Source organism: Methyloparacoccus murrellii (assembly GCF_054657115.1).
The window spans coordinates 74,056-90,593 of sequence record NZ_BAAHXD010000005.1; the positions used below are offsets into that span (position 1 = coordinate 74,056).

At 64.4% G+C, this 16,538-nt stretch carries 17 protein-coding genes and 1 pseudogene; 11 read left to right on the plus strand and 7 right to left on the minus strand.

Translation table 11 applies throughout. The features are described 5' to 3' along the window. The first annotated feature begins 55 nt into the window (after positions 1-55). The 7 genes from rpmB to sucD all read left to right on the plus strand — a co-directional run bounded on the left by rpmB (position 56) and on the right by sucD (position 5,354). Complete coding sequence (gene rpmB, locus ACYQ1H_RS02455; RefSeq protein ID WP_460026468.1) at positions 56-292, plus strand: 50S ribosomal protein L28; 237 nt, start codon at positions 56-58, stop codon at positions 290-292. Positions 293-306: 14 nt separating this feature from the next. Further along, positions 307-462, plus strand: coding sequence for a 50S ribosomal protein L33 (gene rpmG, locus ACYQ1H_RS02460; protein ID WP_460026469.1), 156 nt, complete (start codon positions 307-309; stop codon positions 460-462). A 39-nt stretch (positions 463-501) separates the two neighbouring features. Further along, positions 502-711 (plus strand): CstA-like transporter-associated (seleno)protein, encoded by a 210-nt coding sequence (locus ACYQ1H_RS02465; protein ID WP_460026470.1) that lies wholly within the window; start codon positions 502-504, stop codon positions 709-711. Positions 712-781: 70 nt separating this feature from the next. Then, entirely contained in the window at positions 782-2,542 is a 1,761-nt protein-coding gene (gene msbA / locus ACYQ1H_RS02470; protein WP_460026471.1) for a lipid A export permease/ATP-binding protein MsbA, read from the plus strand. A gap of 164 nt (positions 2,543-2,706) precedes the next feature. Beyond that, entirely contained in the window at positions 2,707-3,177 is a 471-nt protein-coding gene (locus ACYQ1H_RS02475) for a hypothetical protein (RefSeq protein ID WP_460026472.1), read from the plus strand. 135 nt (positions 3,178-3,312) lie between these two features. Then, the gene (sucC, locus tag ACYQ1H_RS02480) at positions 3,313-4,473 is read left to right on the plus strand and encodes an ADP-forming succinate--CoA ligase subunit beta (RefSeq protein WP_460026473.1); all 1,161 of its coding nucleotides are present in this window, start codon (positions 3,313-3,315) and stop codon (positions 4,471-4,473) included. Continuing rightward, complete coding sequence (gene sucD, locus ACYQ1H_RS02485) at positions 4,470-5,354, plus strand: succinate--CoA ligase subunit alpha (protein ID WP_460026474.1); 885 nt, start codon at positions 4,470-4,472, stop codon at positions 5,352-5,354. Before sucC ends, sucD begins: the two co-directional genes overlap by 4 nt. Before the next feature lie 29 nt (positions 5,355-5,383). On the opposite strand, the gene ACYQ1H_RS02490 is transcribed toward sucD, so the two are convergent. Both ACYQ1H_RS02490 and ACYQ1H_RS02495 read right to left on the minus strand, forming a co-directional pair. After that, positions 5,384-5,947: an NUDIX hydrolase gene (locus ACYQ1H_RS02490; protein ID WP_460026475.1), complete on the minus strand. Its 564-nt coding sequence runs from the start codon at positions 5,945-5,947 to the stop codon at positions 5,384-5,386. A gap of 34 nt (positions 5,948-5,981) precedes the next feature. Continuing rightward, complete coding sequence (locus tag ACYQ1H_RS02495; RefSeq protein ID WP_460026476.1) at positions 5,982-6,419, minus strand: Rsd/AlgQ family anti-sigma factor; 438 nt, start codon at positions 6,417-6,419, stop codon at positions 5,982-5,984. A 152-nt stretch (positions 6,420-6,571) separates the two neighbouring features. On the opposite strand from ACYQ1H_RS02495, the gene ACYQ1H_RS02500 reads away from it, so the two are divergent. Continuing rightward, on the plus strand, positions 6,572-7,441 hold the full coding sequence (locus ACYQ1H_RS02500; RefSeq protein ID WP_460026477.1) for a YicC/YloC family endoribonuclease: 870 nt from the start codon (positions 6,572-6,574) through the stop codon (positions 7,439-7,441). A 124-nt stretch (positions 7,442-7,565) separates the two neighbouring features. Here the strand turns inward: ACYQ1H_RS02500 and ACYQ1H_RS02505 are convergent, their stop codons facing one another. The 3 genes from ACYQ1H_RS02505 to ACYQ1H_RS02515 form a co-directional block, all read right to left on the minus strand. Continuing rightward, the gene (locus ACYQ1H_RS02505) at positions 7,566-10,310 is read right to left on the minus strand and encodes a PAS domain S-box protein (RefSeq protein ID WP_460026478.1); all 2,745 of its coding nucleotides are present in this window, start codon (positions 10,308-10,310) and stop codon (positions 7,566-7,568) included. A 438-nt stretch (positions 10,311-10,748) separates the two neighbouring features. Beyond that, on the minus strand, positions 10,749-10,991 hold the full coding sequence (locus ACYQ1H_RS02510; RefSeq protein ID WP_460026479.1) for a DUF6868 family protein: 243 nt from the start codon (positions 10,989-10,991) through the stop codon (positions 10,749-10,751). 220 nt (positions 10,992-11,211) lie between these two features. Continuing rightward, complete coding sequence (locus ACYQ1H_RS02515) at positions 11,212-11,466, minus strand: cysteine rich repeat-containing protein (protein ID WP_460026480.1); 255 nt, start codon at positions 11,464-11,466, stop codon at positions 11,212-11,214. Positions 11,467-11,694: 228 nt separating this feature from the next. Between ACYQ1H_RS02515 and ACYQ1H_RS02520 the strand changes: the two genes are divergently transcribed. Further along, positions 11,695-12,717: a shikimate dehydrogenase family protein gene (locus tag ACYQ1H_RS02520; RefSeq protein WP_460026481.1), complete on the plus strand. Its 1,023-nt coding sequence runs from the start codon at positions 11,695-11,697 to the stop codon at positions 12,715-12,717. Between the two features lie 226 nt (positions 12,718-12,943). Further along, the gene (locus tag ACYQ1H_RS02525) at positions 12,944-13,135 is read left to right on the plus strand and encodes a DUF7230 family protein (protein WP_460026482.1); all 192 of its coding nucleotides are present in this window, start codon (positions 12,944-12,946) and stop codon (positions 13,133-13,135) included. A 99-nt stretch (positions 13,136-13,234) separates the two neighbouring features. Here the strand turns inward: ACYQ1H_RS02525 and ACYQ1H_RS02530 are convergent, their stop codons facing one another. Both ACYQ1H_RS02530 and ACYQ1H_RS02535 read right to left on the minus strand, forming a co-directional pair. Continuing rightward, positions 13,235-13,423 carry a hypothetical protein gene (locus ACYQ1H_RS02530; protein WP_460026483.1) on the minus strand — a complete coding sequence of 63 codons (189 nt, stop codon included), beginning with the start codon at positions 13,421-13,423 and terminating at the stop codon, positions 13,235-13,237. 1,194 nt (positions 13,424-14,617) lie between these two features. After that, on the minus strand, positions 14,618-15,418 hold the full coding sequence (locus tag ACYQ1H_RS02535) for a carbonic anhydrase (RefSeq protein ID WP_460026484.1): 801 nt from the start codon (positions 15,416-15,418) through the stop codon (positions 14,618-14,620). Positions 15,419-16,131: 713 nt separating this feature from the next. Between ACYQ1H_RS02535 and ACYQ1H_RS02540 the strand changes: the two are divergent. Continuing rightward, positions 16,132-16,521, plus strand: a pseudogene (locus ACYQ1H_RS02540) (ATP-binding protein); the annotation flags it as partial. Positions 16,522-16,538: the final 17 nt, after the last annotated feature.

Genomic DNA, 16,538 nt, shown 5'->3' on the forward strand with positions numbered 1-16,538 from the left:
CCTGGCTTATAAAGTGCGGCTTTTCCGACTCCAGCCAGGCGAACCGAGGTTCATCATGTCCAGAATATGCCAAGTGACGGGCAAGGGCCGCATTGTAGGCCATAACGTCTCGCATGCTAACAACAAGACCAAGCGGGTCTTCAACCCGAACCTGCACGAACACCGCTTCTGGGTCGAGAGCGAAAACCGCTGGGTGCGCCTGCGCGTTTCCAATCAGGGCCTGCGCACCATCGACAAGCGCGGCATCGATGCGGTGCTGGCCGATATCCGCAAGCGCGGCGAAAAAGTCTGAAGCAGGAGTAGATCATGCGCGACAAGATCAAACTGGTATCCAGCGCCGGCACCGGCCATTTCTATACCACCACCAAGAACAAGAAGAACATGCCGGAAAAGATGGAGATCAAGAAGTTCGATCCCGTCGTCCGCCAGCATGTAACCTACAAGGAAGGCAAGATCAAGTAATTCCGGCTGGCTCGTTGGGCGCATCCGCGGCGGGCGACATTGGCAGGATACGGAAACCCCAAGCTTCCGGCCAGGCTGGTCAGGGAAGCTTGGGGTTTTCTGCGCCGGGCCACCGGCGACGATGCCTACGAGCGCTACCTCGGTCACTGGCAGGCACATCATGCCGACCGGGGGCCGCCCCTGGATCGCAAGGCCTTCCATGCCGCCGAGTTGCAGCGCCGCTGGTCCGGCATCAAGCGCTGTTGCTGAGCCGCGCTTCCCTGGCCCGCGCATCGGTGGCGCCCGCCCTGCCCGCTGAGCGACCGCTCGACCGCCTGCCATGAATTCCGGCGATACCGCGGCTTACGACAGCCTTGCCACCTACCGGCGCCTGCTGGGCTATGCGGCGCCATACTGGCGACCGTTCCTGCTCTCGGTCGTCTCGATGGTCGTCTACGCGGCGCTGGGACCGGCCTTCGCCAAGCTGATCCAGCCGCTGATCGACGGCAGCTTCGTCGACAACGATCCCTCGGCCCTGCGCGCGGCGCCCTTCATCCTCATCGGCCTGTCGATCCTGCGCGGCCTGGCCGGCTTCGGCAGCGACTACTACTCCGGCTGGGTCAGCCGCCGGGTCATCACCGACCTGCGCCGCGACATGTTCGAGCGCTTCCTGAGCCTGCCCTGCGCGGCCTATGACCGCGCCTCCTCCGGCCAGCTGATGTCCAAGCTGCTCTTCAACACCGAGCAGGTTGCCGAGTCCCTCACCAGCGGTCTGACCGGCCTGTTTAAGGACGGGCTGACGATCGTCGGCCTGGTATCGCTGATGGTCTACGAGAACCTGCAACTGTCCATGGTGCTGCTGCTGGTCGGCCCATTGCTGGGCATCAGCATCTCCCGGGTCAGCAAGAGCTTCCGCAAGATCAGCCGGCGCATCCAGGAGTCGATGGGGCATGTCGGGCATGTCGCCCAGGAGGCCATCGACGCTCAGCGCATCGTCAAGGTGTTCAACGGCAAGGCGTACGAGTCCGCCAAGTTCGAACGCGAGAACGAGCTGAACTTCGCCCGCTTCATGAAGCGCGTGGCCACCGAGGCCGTCAGCGGCTCTATCGTCCAGCTCATCTATATCTCCGGCTTCGCCGCGGTGCTGTATGTCGTATCGCTGGAGTCGGTGCGCAGCACCATCACGCCCGGCAGCCTGATTTCCTTCATCGCCGCCATGTCTATGATGCTGAGCCCGATCAAGCGGGTCACCAATCTCGCCAATGTGCTGCAGCGCGGCATCGCCGCCGGCGCCAGCATCTTCGAGCTGCTGGATGTCGGCGGCGAACCCGATGACGGCCGCATCGATCTTGCCAGGGTCGAGGGCCGGGTCGAGTACCGCGGTGTCAGTCTCGCCTATCAGGATGACGGCGATACGGTGCTGCGCGACATCAGCCTGTCCATCCCGGCCGGCCGGACCATTGCCCTGGTCGGGCACTCCGGTAGCGGCAAGACCTCGCTGATCCGTCTCCTGCCGCGGCTCTACGAGCCCACATCGGGCGAAATCCGCATCGATGGCCACGACATACGGGAGCTGACCCTCGCCAGCCTGCGCCGGCATATCGCCTACGTCGGCCAGGAAGTCACCCTGTTCAATGACACCCTGGCCAATAACATCGCCTATGGTCACCGCGACACTGCCACGTTCGAGCAGATCCGCGAGGCTGCCCGGGCGGCGCATGCCCTTGCCTTCATCGAGAACATGGCGGATGGCTTCGGCACGATGGTCGGCGAGCAGGGCATCATCCTCTCGGGTGGCCAGCGCCAGCGCATCGCCATTGCCCGGGCGCTGCTCAAGAACGCGCCCATCCTGATCCTCGATGAGGCCACCTCGGCGCTGGACGCCGAATCCGAGCGGCATGTGCAGGAGGCGCTGGAGAACCTGATGCAGAACCGCACGACGCTGGTCATCGCGCACCGGCTCTCCACCATCCAGAATGCCGACCGGATTTACGTCATGCGCGATGGCCGCATCATCGAACAGGGCAGTCACGAGACGCTGCTGGCGCAGGCCGGCCACTACGCCGAGCTCTACCGCCTGCAATTCGGCTCCGTCGCCTGACCGGCCTGGCGCTACAGCCGGTGGCCGCGCCAACCCGCGCAAGGATTGCGCTTTTGACGGGGAAAGCCTATTTTGTGCGACTGTGGGGCTTCTCCCATCGCGAAGGGGTCCGGGTAGACGAAGAAGACGGCGCGCAAGCCGTCCTTTCCAGCGAGGCAATATCCATGTTCGAGTTCCTGTTCATACTGACGGCTGTTTACCTGGCCTATGTCGCCTACGAGGCCTATCAGGCCGTCGAGCGGGCCGAGAAGGGCGAGCCGATCTTCAAGCCGAGGCCGCCGGCCGTCGCCAGCACCGCTGCGGCGACCGCACCGGCGGTTCCCGTCAGAGTCCAGCCCGCAAAGCCGGCGGCGGCCGGCGGCAAAAAGCCTGCCGCCCCCCGGCCGGAACCCGTCGCGAAGGCAACTCCGGCAGCGTCGGCAACGCTGGCCGACGAGCTCCGCAACCCCGCCACCGGCGAGCTGTCCCCGGTGCCGACCAATTACCGGTTCGCCAAGAAATGGATCAAGGACGCGCTGGTGAGCGAAAAGCTGCTGGATCGGGTCTACAAGCCCAGCGAGCTGGACGATGCCACCGCTCTCAAGGTCAAGGAAGCCATCGAAAAACTGCGCGCCATCAAGAAGTACCAGGCTTGACGGCCTGCCCCGGGACCGAGCTGGCCGGCGCCCGCAAGGGCGACCGGCCTTTTCGTTGCCGGCCGGCGGAAATCCCGTCCTGGTTGCCAAACACCCAAGCAGTACGCGGAACAGGCCGCGTGCGTCAGGAGACACATGAACCTTCATGAATATCAGGCCAAGCAGCTGTTCAGGGCCTCTGGCATCGCCATCCCCGATGGCCAGCCAGCCCGCAGCGGCGAGGAAGCCGCGGCAGTCGCGCGGCAGATCGGCGGTCTGCGCTGGGTCGTCAAGGCGCAGGTGCATAGCGGTGGCCGCGGCAAGGCGGGCGGCGTGATCCTGGCGGACAGTCCCGCCGAGGTGGCGGCGGCGACGGACCGCCTTGTCGGCACACGGCTGGTGACGCCACAGTCGGGCGGTGCCGGCCTGCCGGTCGAGGTGGTGCTGGTGGAGGCGGTCCGGCCCATCGCCCGCGAGCTGTACCTGAGCTGCCTGGTCGATCGCGGCAGCGCCCGCGTCCGCTTCATGGCCTCCGCCGCCGGCGGCATGGACATCGAGGACGTTGCCGCCACCTCGCCGGAAAGAATCCTGACCTGCCTGATCCACCCCGCCGCCGGTCTGCAGGGCTATCAGGCGCGGGAACTGGCCTTCGGCCTGGGGCTGGCCGGCGATCAGGTCAAGGCGCTGCACGGCATCATGGCGGCCATGCTGCGGCTGCTGCTGGACAAGGACCTCGGCCAGATCGAGATCAACCCGCTGATCGTCACCGGGGATGGCGACCTGCTGGCGCTGGATGCCAAGATCAATGCCGACGACAACGCCCTTTACGCGCATCCCGACATCGCCGCCCTGCGCGACGAGGCCCAGGAAGACCCGACCGAGACCGCTGCCCGGGCGCATGATCTCAGTTACGTCACCCTCAACGGCACCATCGGCTGCATGGTCAATGGCGCCGGGCTGGCCATGGCGACGCTGGACGTGATCAAGCTGCATGGCGGCGAGCCGGCCAATTTTCTCGATGTCGGCGGTGGTACCACGGCCGCCAAGGTGGCCGAGGCGTTCAAGCTCATCCTTGCGGACGGCAAGGTGAGGGCCGTGCTGGTCAACATCTTCGGCGGCATCGTCCGTTGCAACCTGATCGCCGAAGGCGTGATCGCCGCGGTGAAGGAGGTGGGCGTGCGGGTATCGGTCGTGGTCCGGCTGGAAGGCACCAATGCCGAGGAAGGCCGCCACCTCCTGGAAGCCTCCGGACTGGCGCTGATCGCCGCCAGCGACCTCGACGATGCCGCCAGGAAAGCCGTGGAGGCTGCGCAATGAGCATACTCGTCGACAAGCATACCCGTGTCATCTGCCAGGGCTTTACCGGCAAGCAGGCCACCTTCCACTCCCGGCAGTGCCTGGAGTACGGTACCCGGCTGGTCGGCGGCGTCACGCCGGGCCGCGGCGGCCAGGAGCATCTGGGCCTGCCGGTCTTCGATACCGTGCGCGAGGCCGTGCGTGCCACCGGCGCCACCGCCAGCATGATCTACGTGCCGCCACCCTTCGCGGCGGATGCCACCCTGGAGGCCGCCGACGCCGGCGTGAAGATCATCGTCTGCATCACCGAGGGCATTCCGGTGCTGCACCTGCTGCGGGTCAAGGCGGCGCTCGCGGGCAGCGATGCCGTGCTGATCGGGCCTAACTGTCCGGGCATCATCACCCCCGGCGAATGCAAGATCGGCATCATGCCCGGCTTCATCCACCAGCCGGGTTCCATCGGCATCGTCTCCCGTTCGGGGACGCTGACCTACGAGGCGGTCTTCCAGACCACCCGCGCCGGCCTGGGCCAGACCACCTGCGTCGGCATCGGCGGCGATCCGATCAAGGGGCTGGATTTCATCGACGTACTGTCGCGCTTCGAGGCCGACCCCGCCACCAAGGGCATCATCATGGTCGGCGAGATCGGCGGCAGCGCCGAGGAGGAGGCCGCCGAGTACATCAGGGCGCATGTCAGCAAGCCGGTGGTCGGCTACATCGCCGGCCTGACGGCCCCGCCCGGCAAGCGCATGGGCCATGCCGGGGCCATCATCACCGGCGGCAAGGGCACCGGCGCCAGCAAGGTGGCGGCGCTGAAGGCGGCGGGTGTCGCGGTGGTGGATACGCCTACCGAGATGGGACAGCGGATGCTGGCCGCGCTGGGGGGCGGCACGGCCGGGTAGCCAGGCTCTGCCTGCCGGCGCGGCCCGCCTCAGCCTATCGGGCCGTGCCGGTCCGGCGCCAGGTCCTCGACGTGGATGCCGCAGATCCCCGCGCGGCGTTCCGAGAAATACAGTTGCAGGGTACGGCGCACGGTCTCGAAGGCGAGTTCCTCCCAGGGGATCTCGTGCTCGTGGAACAGCCGCACATCCAGGCTTTCCTCCCCGGCCGCGAACCTTGGTTCCGCCATCCGGCCATGGAAGAAGGCATAGACCTGCGAGATGTGCGGCAGGCTGAACAGCGTGAACAGCGGGCCAAGGTCCACCTCGACCTGGGCTTCCTCCCACGCCTCGCGGCGGGCGGCCTCGGCCAGCGTCTCGCCCAGTTCCATGAAGCCGGCCGGCAGGGTCCACAGGCCGAGCCGCGGCTCGATGGCGCGGCGGCAGAGCAGCACCTGCTCGCCGAATACCGGGATGCAGCCGGCGATCACCTTGGGATTCTGATAGTGGATGGCACCGCAGGCATCGCAGACGTGGCGGAGCCGGTCGTCGCCCGCGGGAATCGCCTGCCGTACCGGCTCGCTGCACTGCGGACAATAGTTGATAGGGCTGTTCATCGCCATGCTCGGGCTGCCGACTGGCCGTGCCGCTTCAGTCGGCCATGGCGCCGATCAACTGATCTTCCAGCGCGAACCGCACGCTCAGGGCCTCTTCCAGTCGCGCCAGGTCGGGGCCCAGCGATTGGGTCAGCGCCTCGCCGGTCAATCCCTCGCACGTGTCGTTGAAGTCGACGGCGGCATCGGTCGCCTGCATGAACTGCGGGTAGAGCCGGTTGGCCAGCGCCTGGACCCGCTCGCGGCGTTCCGGCACATCGGTCAGGCGCGGATACATTTCGAAATGGCCCAGCGAGATGTAGTCGACCAGGACCTGGCAGAACTCCCGCACCTGGCTGTCCAAGGACTGTCCGGCCTGGAACGGTTGCAGCCGCTGCAAGGCGGCGAGGAGCGACCACAGCTGCCGGCGCTCGTCCAGGAGCTCCTGCACGACGCGATGATCGTGCGCCCGCCGTTCGGTGAGTGTTTCGGACATTTCAGCGTTCCCTGTTGTTTTTGATGGCCGATACTGTATGCCATCCGCCGCCCGCGAACAATTCCGCGGCCAGCACCCGGCAGGCTATCGGCGACCCGGGATTGGGCTTACCATCGCGGCTCTCGTCACCCCTGAAGCAGAGTTGAAAAACCATGATTCGCAGCATGACCGCCTATGCCGGCGGCGAACGGGAATGGGACGGCTGGGCCCTCGCCTGGGAAGTCCGTACCGTCAACCACCGTTTTCTCGATCTCTCCCTGCGGTTGCCCGAGGCCTTGCGTTTCCTCGAATCGGAGGTACGCGGCCGCATCGGCCGGCAGGTCAGGCGCGGACGGGTGGAGGCGACCCTGGCCTGGAAGCCGGCTGTCGCGGGCACGGCAGCGATCCAGCTGAATCCGCAGCTGGTCGGGCAACTGCTGGAAGCGGCGCGCGAGGTCGAGCGGCTGGCGGCTTCATCCCTCGCGCCCTTCGATGCGCTGGCCGTGTTGCAATGGCCGGGCGTGCTGCATCAGCCCGAGGCCGATCGCGACCGGCTGGCCGAGCAGACCCTGGCCCTGCTCGACGAGACCCTGGACCAGCTGATCGCCGGCCGCGAAACCGAAGGCCGTCAGCTGGCCGCGCTGATCGAGGAGCGCTGCGCCGGCATCCGCCGGCAGGCCGCGATTGCCCGGGAGCGGCTACCGGCGGTGCTGGGCGCGATTCGCGCCCGTATCCTCTCGCGCCTGGCCGAGATCGGGGCGACGCCCGATGCCGACAGACTGGAGCAGGAAATGGTCTATCTGGCCCAGAAGCTGGATGTCGCCGAGGAACTCGACCGGCTGGAAACCCACCTCAACGAGGTCAGCCGCACCCTCCGGCAACACGAGCCGGTCGGCCGGCGCCTCGATTTCCTGCTGCAGGAGCTGAACCGCGAGGCCAATACCCTGGGCTCCAAATCCGCCGATGCCGAAACCACCCAGATATCGGTCGAAATCAAGGTGCTGATCGAGCAGATGCGCGAGCAGGTGCAAAACCTGGAGTGACGGTGCGGCCCGTTCCAGCCGGTCCCGGCCACGCCCGAGCGTCCCCCGCTTCTTGGGGGTCTTTGGGTGGCTTCGGCTCGCCAGCCCGTCCCCGGAGTGCAGAGCCGATACGGCAAGCGCCTGCTCAGGTTTCGGGGGACGCCGATGGGCAATGTCTCCGGATCATGTCCGAGAGCTGGTTGAGGTCCATGGGTTTGGCCATGAAATCCGTCATGCCCGCGCCGAGGGCTGCCTGCTGTTCCTCGGCCATGACCCCGGCGGTCAAGGCGATGATGGGCAGCCGGGTCAGCTGCAATTCCCGGCGAATGCGGCGAGCGGCCTCCAGGCCGTTCATCACCGGCATCTGCACATCCATCAGCACCAGGTCGAAGTCCGCGGGATGGCCGCGAAGATGCTCCAGCGCTGCCTGGCCATCGACGGCGAGGGTTACCTTTGCGCCGCGCTTCGTGAGTGCCTTTTCGGCAACGAAGCGGTTGAGTTGGGCATCGTCGGCCACTAGCACCCGCAAGCCGTCTAATGAAGGGCTATCTGTCGGATGTGGGGTGGTCTCGGGAAGCGGTATGTCCTCCATCCGGCCAAACGGCAGCTCAACCCAGAAGGTACTGCCCTTGCCGGCCTCGCTGTCGACCCCGATGGCACCGCCCATCAGTTCCACCAGCTGTTTACTGATCGTCAGCCCGAGGCCGGTGCCACCGAAACGCCGGGCGATGCTGCCGTCCGCCTGCCGGTAGGCCTGAAACAGGCCGGCTACTTGCTCAGGAAGCATGCCAATGCCGGTGTCTTCCACCTCGAAGCGCAACCGGACCTGATCGGCCAGCACCTCCAGCGGCTTCACGCGCAGTGTGACACCGCCCACATGCGTGAATTTGACCGCATTGCTGACAAGATTCAGCAACACCTGCTCAAGCCTCAGCGCATCGCCACGTAGCCGTCCGTTGAGGTTTGTGCGGTCGTCCACCCACAGTTCCAGGCCCCTCTCGCGTGCCGATCCACCCATCAGGCTGTCGATCTGGTGCAGCATCTCCTCAAGCTTGAACGGTCGCCGCTCGATTGCTAGTTCCCCCGCCTCGATCTTGGAGAAATCGAGGATATCGTTGAGGATGGTCAACAACGAATGGCCCGCCGCACGCATGCGCCGCACCATGCCCTTGGCCTCTTCGGGCAGAGGTTCTTCCTCCAGCAGCTGAGCGATACCCAGCACGGCGCTCATGGGCGTGCGGATTTCATGGCTCATGCTGGCCAGGAACAGGCCCTTGGCCTCCAGCGCGGTCTTGAGCTGGTCGGTGCGTTCCGCGACCTTCTGCTCCAGGTCGAGATTCATCTTCATGATCTGCTGCTCCAGTGCCTCGCGTTCGGTGACATCCAGCAGGATGCTATGGGTGCACAGGAAGCGGCCTTCGTTGTCGCACTGGATGCGGCCAGTAATCTGCACGATAATGGGGCGCCCATCGGCCCGGCACAAGAACAACCTGCCTTCGACACCATGGGTGCGCTTGAACTCCTCGAACTTCGTCTCAAACTGATCCCGAAAGGTGTCCGCCCAATAGTCGACAAAATTTTGTCCTAACAGCTCTTGGGGCTTCTCGATGCCCAGGAGGTCCGCTAGCTTCTGGTTGGCATCAAGCCAGCGGCCCTCACGGTCCAGCGATTGATAAGCGATGGGCATATATTCGAACAGGTCACGGAAGCGCCGCTCGCTGGCGATCAGGTTCAGCTCGTTCTGCTTGCGCTGGGTAATGTCCAGGGTGATGCCCAGCATGGCGGTGGCCTGGCCGGCAGCACCGAAGATCCCGCGGCCCATGGCCCTGATCCAGCGATAACCGCCATCGGGCTGGACGATGCGGTATTCGGTGACATAGTCCTGGTGCTGCTGGAGGGCGTCGCGCACCAGCTGGTCGGTGGCCGCGCGGTCGTCGGGATGCAGCACGGACAGAAAATGCGCATAACCGGGGGTTGCGTCAGGCGGAAGCGCCAGATGCTGGCGACAGAGCGGCGACCAGTCGAACCGGTCGGTGGCGATGTCCCAGCACCAAATACCTGCCCCGGCGGCCTCGGTCGCGAGCCGAAGCCGCTGCTCACTCTTCTCCTGTGCCAGTTGCTCGCGTGCTTGCGCCAACGCTTCTAGCTGTAGACGGATCTCGGTGATGTCCTCCACCATACACAGGTGGCGGAGCCGTTCGCCTTCGGCCACCTTCACCGGTGCGACGGTCATGCCCACCCAGGCCAGGCTGCCATCCGGTTTCAGATAGCGTTTTTCCTGCTGGAACCTGGCTATCTCGCCGGCGTTGAGCCGGGCCATGTTATCCAGGTCTTCCTGCACGTCGTCCGGGTGGGTGATGCGCATCCAGTCCAGCGCGCGCATCTCGGCGAGGCTGCGTCCGGCGATCTCGGCAAACCGCGCGTTCAGCTCCAGGATTCGACCATCTACGGAATCGATCAGGGCGACGCCGACGGGCGCTTGCTCGAACAGGACCTGGAATCGGCTGGCGTAGTCCGCCCGCTCGCGCTGAGTTTGCAGCAAAAGCGCCCAGCGGCGGTCCTGGCGGTCGCTCCACCAGGAGACCCCGATACCCATGAGCAGGAATTCAAGAAGGCCAAGGCCATCTGGCAGATGGCTGAGTTTCAGGCTGTAGCGTGGTTCCATGAAGAACCAGACCGCCAACCCGCCGGATAACAAGGTGGCCGCCACCCCGGCACGCAGGCCACCCAGAACGATGCTGGTAAAGACGGCTGGGTAAAAGAAAAACCAGATGCGGGGCTGGATTTGATCCCACACCAGCGACTGGAGCCAGCAGGCGGCCCCTGGCGCCAGCAGGGCCAGCATCAGGCGTGTGTGCCTGCGGGCAAGCATGGATTGCAGCTGCTTCATCGTTCGAACCCCTGACGGCGCCATGTTTCCCGGAGGCCGGCTGAGCACAGTCAAGCCGCCTCGGCTTGTTGGCGATCATACGCCGCTCCCCCCCGGGTGTTGCGGGCCGCGGTCGTATCGGCGCGGGTTTTGCCGGACCGGCAGAGGGGCGCGCGGGCAGCATCTCCCGTGTTTCCTGTCCGGTGGACGGGGCCTCGTTGGCGTGCGGCCAGGCATCCGTGCCGGATTTCCGTGCCTGCCGTGTTCCATGGGCACTGCCGCCGCACGCGCCCGGCAGATCGCCGCAGCTTATCCCCATTTTTCGTGGACAGCCTGTCAAACAAGCTGTGGATATCTCTTCAGGTCTCTGATGGCAAAGCCGGTTTTCGGTCTGGCTGAAAACGAGTCAGCTCTTTCGGGCGCGCCCAGGGGGGCCGCGAAGCGGCCGGGGCCCCGGCGCTAGCGGATCAGGCAGAGCGCCACCAATGGCGCGACGTTGAACAGGAAGATGCCGATCTTGAACAGCGCCATGCCGGCATAGTGGATCGCATCGAAGGTCGCGACCGACAGCCGGAACCAGCGCCGGTGCAGGTGATACAGCGTGTCATGCCCAAAAGCGAAGGCAGCGAACCAGAGACAGAGCAATCCGTAGTTGACCGCCAGCGATCCGAGCAGCCACGCCTGAAGTTCGGGAATTGTCATGATGTCGCCATTCTGTGCGGTGGAACGGGCCCGGATCGGGACATCTGGCAGCGGCGCCAGTGCTGCCGCAAGCGGGGCAGCGCTGTCCCCCGGTCAGCCGCACAGGTTGCGGCAAGAACCCTCCGTCCCTGTGCAGCAGGCGCCAGCGACCGCGCGCTACGTTCTGGCGGAGTTGCCGTCGGGGGCAGGGTATTGTCCCGATCAACCGGGCGCGACGGGCCTATTGCTGCTTTTCCTGCTTGAGCGCTTGCAGCGCCTTGGCGCAACCGACCGACATCTGCTCCTTCTTGCCGAGAAGACATGCCTTGATCCGGCCACCGCCGGCGGGCACGTTGGGACAGAGCCGCTCGATATCCGGCGCGCAGTAGGCCAGAAAACCGTTCGCCGGGTTGTCCTTCGTTGGCGGTTCCTTCGCCCATGCATTGACGGATGCCATCAACAGCATGGCCAGCAGGGCCCGATATGTCGTCGTCATCAGCGATCTCCGGTACGAGGTGATGAAAGCCCGGCATCGTCGCGCAGGGCGAACCATGACCGCGAGACCAGGGCAGGGGGGCGAAGAGTGTGTCGGATGCGGCGGTTCCGGGCAACCCTGGGCGGATGCGATGGCGCCGTGCCTCGGCAAGCCGCCAGCTTGAAGGCTCCGCGCGGTTCTGGCAGGGGGGCGTTATGCTGTCAACCAGATGCGACCCGTACCGCCGACATGCAGGGCAAGCTTGAGGATATCGGCTTCCGTGACCCGGCACCGCGGCGAGATCATCCCGATGGACCGGCGATTGCCGGTGTTTCCCTCCGCGATGCCACCGGCACGGGTATTATCCAGCCGGGAGGTTTCGCAACCCTGGACAGGAGCCGGACCATGACCTTCACCTTGCCGCCGCAGAAACACCTCGCCTGCATGATCGGGCATCCGGTCGCCGAAAATCCGATCGATCGGATGTTCGATGCGGTGTTCGCCCATCATGGCTTGCACTGGCAGTTCTGGAAAAGCGACGTGGCCAGCGAGGCCGAGGTCGCCGCCGCCATCGGCGGTATCCGCGCCCTGGGATTTGCCGGCGCCTGCGTCACTGTGCCCTATAAGGTGGCTGTCGTGCCTTACCTGGATGCCGTCGACGACGATGTCAGGGCGATCGGCGCGGCCAATTACCTGACGATCCGCGACGGCAGGCTGACCGGTCACAACAATGATGGCAAGGGTGTCGTCAAGGCCATCCGCAAGCTCACCCCGATCGAGGGCAAACGGATCGTCATGCTGGGTGCGGGTGGCGCGGGACGGGCCATGGCCGTGGAGCTGGCCTGGGCTGGTGCGGCCCATCTGACCCTGGTGACCCGGCGGGCAGCGCAGGGCCAGGATGTCGCTCGCATGGTGATGCAAGCATCCGGCGTGCCATGTACGTGGCAGCCATGGAGTGGTGACATCCGCCTGCCACCCGCTACCGACATCCTGATGAACGCCACCCATCTCGGCTGTGCCCCGGAACGGGAACCCGTTCCGGTGGACTGGAATACCCTGGCGCCGGCCACGACCGTCGTGGACGTCATCACCAACCCGAGGCTTACGCCCTTCCTGAGCACCGCACAGGCAAAGGGGTGCCCGATTGTCGATGGTGTCGAGATGCTGGTGCAGCTGGCGATGCAGATTTTCGAGGCGTGGACCGGCATCCCGCCGGATGAAGCCATTTTTCAGGCGGCGGTTGCCCGTGCCCTGGGCGAAGCGCCGGCCTAGATGCGAGGCGGACCATGGCGACCTGTCGGCACCACCGACGATCACCCGGACCGGCATCCTTCCACGCGGATGGAAAGCGGGGCCGTTCACCCGGGGGTTGACCTGTCGCGATCAGGTCACGGCGACGGATGTGACCTGCATGTGACAGAATGTCGGTGCCGGCCGATCGGGTGTCATGCCCGATCGGCCACCCGATCGGTAAACGCCAACAGGCGGGAGGTAGACGATGAAGGCGAGCAATCCCGTGGCCAGGCATGCCCGGACCTACAAGAAATCGACCGTGCAGGTCGACCGCAAGAAGGCAGCCCGAAAAGGCTACATCAAGCACAAAAAGCCCGGAGCCCCCGGGCTTTTTTCTACCCGCGCGCCCTCGTCATGGAACCCCCGGCCCATCACGGGCGATGGCTATCACCCTTGAGCCGTGTGAGCGACCGGCGTTGCGCCGGTGCCGTCGTGGTCTCCCGCACGATTCGGCTGCCAGGCGTCATTCTCCCCCGCCATATCCGCGGCAAGGGAATCAGTTCTGCTCGGGTTCCATCCGCAAGTGCGCATGGAACCAATCCAGGAACTCCCTGGCAAACCGGGCCTGGGGTGAACTGGCCGCATGATATTCCTCGTAGAGACGCAGCGCCTGTATCAGGTGTCTGGCCTCCTGGTCTGTCTCGAGGGTGATGCTCAGGGGTTTGAACCGTGGTGCTGGATGCATCGGGGTGCGCTCCTTGAACTTGCTTATTAACGAAATGCAGGGCTGCCCCAGGTCGCTCCCCCGGCAGCCTTCCGGCGGCGTCGCCACCGTGATGGCAGGCCAAGAGGGGCCGGGATCACGCCTCTCCGGCAACAAGCCCGGGTTTATGCGCCTATTCGCCTCACCATGCTCGTGGCCAGTCGCCGGGCCCGTTGCGGAGGCCGATGCAGCGCCTGCCAGCGTTCGGGGCGATGAGGCTCAGTCCAGGCAACACTTCCTGTCTTGCGTGCCGCAGCCACAGAGGCAGGGGTCGTGACGGCCGACCCCGGGATCCGCGTGGTGGGGCCGCGACGGCGGTGCGTCGCGATCGGTGGACTGCCGGCGGTCAGCGGTCGGATGCCGCCAAGGGCAACTGAGCGGCAATGATACGGCACGGGACGAAGTCAATGGCTACGGCCAGTCCGGCACGGGCGCGCTCCATTCCCCGGTACTGCGCCATGCACGTCCGGCTGCCCCGAACCGGCTTCGCAAATGCCTCGCCAGCGTCCCGGGTCCGGCGCCGACGTTGCTTACCGGCCTGCCCAGCCAGGCCGACGTCAGACTGGTCGCCGACGACCTCAGGACCGACATCCTCAAATGCGGTCAGCCAGGCGGACAGGGTTGCAAACCCCATGGGCGCCCGGTGACCGGTGGTACCTGGGAATGGTGACAGATCTATCCCGTGCGGGTCGCCCCGCGCTGACAGGACTGCCACACGGCCAGCGATCCCGGCAATCCGGCCACCAATGACTACCCGCGCCCGCATCTGTTCGGCATCAGCCGTGGCGAGGATGACAAGGGCTTGCCGAACGGTCGCTGTGAGACCTGTCATGGTCCCGAACCCCAAAACCGGCGCGCCCGGTACTCCGATGCCCGGTGCCCAGCTGAAAAATCCCGAGACCAACGGCTGCTTCACGCTGGATCGAGAAAGGCGCGCCTTGCCCCCGATGAATCCGGCACTCTCCCGAAAATCTCCTGAATACGGCTGATATTACCCATCGTTGAAGCCAAATTTACAGGAAGGTGCGCTTGTGTCGCCCAGGTTCGACTTCCTCGGCTGTTATCTGGCTATCCTTTGGGTATTGCCTTGGCGTGTGGTGTTGAGAGGCAGCGAGCGTGGTGAATAAAAAACGGACACTCCAGTGTCCGTTTTGGGGTTTTAAATGCGGTGCTGCGTTATTTATTGGTCACGAGTTTCCGGCCATTGAGGTCCTGAAGGTGCCTGTCATTGCCGTCGTAAAAGCTTTTCAGTTTGACGAGTTGCGCTTCGGACATCGTAATGGGTTTTTCATACATATACCAGTTCACGCCCTCGGTGCAGGGAGGGGTGGTTAATGAGCCGGAATAGGTATAGAACTTGCTGCTGCCAGTTCCCTTGGGGAGGAGTTTTTTCGGATCAAAGACAAGGTTTGTCGGATTGTGGGTTTTCTCCTCCGGCTTGTTTATCGTATTGTCAAGCATCAACTGGATCTGCGGGTTGTAGGCGCCAGTCTCAATGAACATACCCACGACAGTGATGCGTCCATCGGTGCGTACGTTGACGAAATGCATTTCGCCTTCGAACTTTTGTCCGTTCAGCGTATGCTCGCTCGGTGTGTGCAGGTGGGCTTGCAAGAGCGGGTAAACGTCTTTTCCGACCTTGGTCGTACCCTTGTAGCTTTTGGGGTCAACGGGCTGCACCTGAACGGCATGTCCAGTATTGTAAAAGTCAGCGGTAAACGGTTTCCAGTTGAATGTAAGACCGTTGAGGATGGGCGTTTTCCTGGTGTTCGATATGTCTACCGGGGTTTGTTTGGTGCCAATGGCGCACTCCGCATAGGGGTAGTTTATCGGGGGTGGCGTGCCTGCGCCTTCGATGGCTCCCCAGCCAGCGGGTTGATCCTGCTCCTCGTAATTCCAGTGCGGGACGTCAGCGAAGACTGCCGCGCTGTTTATGATGCCTGCTGCGAGCAGGGCAATTACATTATGTTTTCTCATGGCGTTGCTCTTTTGGGGCTGTAAGGCCTGGCCTCGTCTTAGCATGTGTGTTCGCGACAGTAATCAACCATGGACGGTTTGGCCGGAGGTTGATCTTCTGGCCTGTTAGCGCTCTGTGGCTGAGGCTGTTGTTGTTTGTCGGCAGGAACCATAGTCTGTGGGCTGGTGGCGGCTTGTGGTTGCGAAGGCTTGGCGGAATCTTCGGCGGCATACAGGTTGGTGAAGCAGGTGCAGGCAAAGAACGCGCATATGGCAAGGTTTTTATTGATCATGGGCTTCGGTAAATGAATAGGGTGGGCGAGCGTGGCAGGGAGGATCGGCACCGCCTATGTCATTGGGCATCGTTTTGCATGGATTGAAATATAAGCGGAGTGATCACGGCCGATTCTACGGCCGAGGCGTCATGCGTGCTAGCGGAAATCCACGACCTGCAGATTCCGGCACAACCCATCATCTCGACCGGTACGGATCGCATTGAGCGACGGCCAAGTGCCTGGACGGGAGCGCGCCGGCGATTTACGAAACCTCGTTCATGGCCAACCTCTCCTGCCGGTGCCCCGATAGGCAACCCGGGCGCATGGGCCAGAGCGGAAAGGACCATCAAGTGCGGCCGTGTCATCGCCGATGAAATACTGCCCCCTGCGCCGAAGTGAAACTGACCCACCTGGGCGAGGGTGGCATCGCTCAGGCAGGTGACGGCCAATTAGGTGGTGCGCTTCATCACCGCCGCCGACCTGATGCTGCAACTGGGCACAGCGCGCAGCCAGGGGCGCTTGAAGGAGTATGTCAACCGGTCGGCGCTGGGGCCAAAGCTGCGGGTGGTCGACGAGGTTGGTTACCTGCCCTTCGGGCGGGAGCAAGCCAAGCTGTTATTTAACGTGGTAGCCAGGCGCTATGAGCGAGGGGCCATGGTGTTGACCAGCAACCTACCGTTCACGCAGTGGACCGCTACGTTCGCCGACGACCAGACACTCACCGCCGCGATGCTCAATCGGCTGCTGCACCACGCGCATATCGTGCAGATCACCGGCGAGAGCTGCCGGCTAAAGGACAAGAGAAAGGCCGGTCAGACTGCCCGCAGGGCTGCGGCCACCGAGGCATGAAACGAAGACGATCGAAC

Bases quoted from the DNA above. Each gene is read 5' to 3' on its own strand.
- rpmB (WP_460026468.1), top strand. From the start codon at position 56: ATGTCCAGAATATGCCAAGTGACGGGCAAGGGCCGCATTGTAGGCCAT.
- rpmG (WP_460026469.1), top strand. From the start codon at position 307: ATGCGCGACAAGATCAAACTGGTATCCAGCGCCGGCACCGGCCATTTC.
- msbA (WP_460026471.1), top strand. From the start codon at position 782: ATGAATTCCGGCGATACCGCGGCTTACGACAGCCTTGCCACCTACCGG.
- ACYQ1H_RS02475 (WP_460026472.1), top strand. From the start codon at position 2,707: ATGTTCGAGTTCCTGTTCATACTGACGGCTGTTTACCTGGCCTATGTC.
- sucC (WP_460026473.1), top strand. From the start codon at position 3,313: ATGAACCTTCATGAATATCAGGCCAAGCAGCTGTTCAGGGCCTCTGGC.
- sucD (WP_460026474.1), top strand. From the start codon at position 4,470: ATGAGCATACTCGTCGACAAGCATACCCGTGTCATCTGCCAGGGCTTT.
- ACYQ1H_RS02490 (WP_460026475.1), bottom strand. From the start codon at position 5,947: ATGAACAGCCCTATCAACTATTGTCCGCAGTGCAGCGAGCCGGTACGG.
- ACYQ1H_RS02495 (WP_460026476.1), bottom strand. From the start codon at position 6,419: ATGTCCGAAACACTCACCGAACGGCGGGCGCACGATCATCGCGTCGTG.
- ACYQ1H_RS02500 (WP_460026477.1), top strand. From the start codon at position 6,572: ATGATTCGCAGCATGACCGCCTATGCCGGCGGCGAACGGGAATGGGAC.
- ACYQ1H_RS02505 (WP_460026478.1), bottom strand. From the start codon at position 10,310: ATGAAGCAGCTGCAATCCATGCTTGCCCGCAGGCACACACGCCTGATG.
- ACYQ1H_RS02510 (WP_460026479.1), bottom strand. From the start codon at position 10,991: ATGACAATTCCCGAACTTCAGGCGTGGCTGCTCGGATCGCTGGCGGTC.
- ACYQ1H_RS02515 (WP_460026480.1), bottom strand. From the start codon at position 11,466: ATGACGACGACATATCGGGCCCTGCTGGCCATGCTGTTGATGGCATCC.
- ACYQ1H_RS02520 (WP_460026481.1), top strand. From the start codon at position 11,695: ATGCAGGGCAAGCTTGAGGATATCGGCTTCCGTGACCCGGCACCGCGG.
- ACYQ1H_RS02525 (WP_460026482.1), top strand. From the start codon at position 12,944: ATGAAGGCGAGCAATCCCGTGGCCAGGCATGCCCGGACCTACAAGAAA.
- ACYQ1H_RS02530 (WP_460026483.1), bottom strand. From the start codon at position 13,423: ATGCATCCAGCACCACGGTTCAAACCCCTGAGCATCACCCTCGAGACA.
- ACYQ1H_RS02535 (WP_460026484.1), bottom strand. From the start codon at position 15,418: ATGAGAAAACATAATGTAATTGCCCTGCTCGCAGCAGGCATCATAAAC.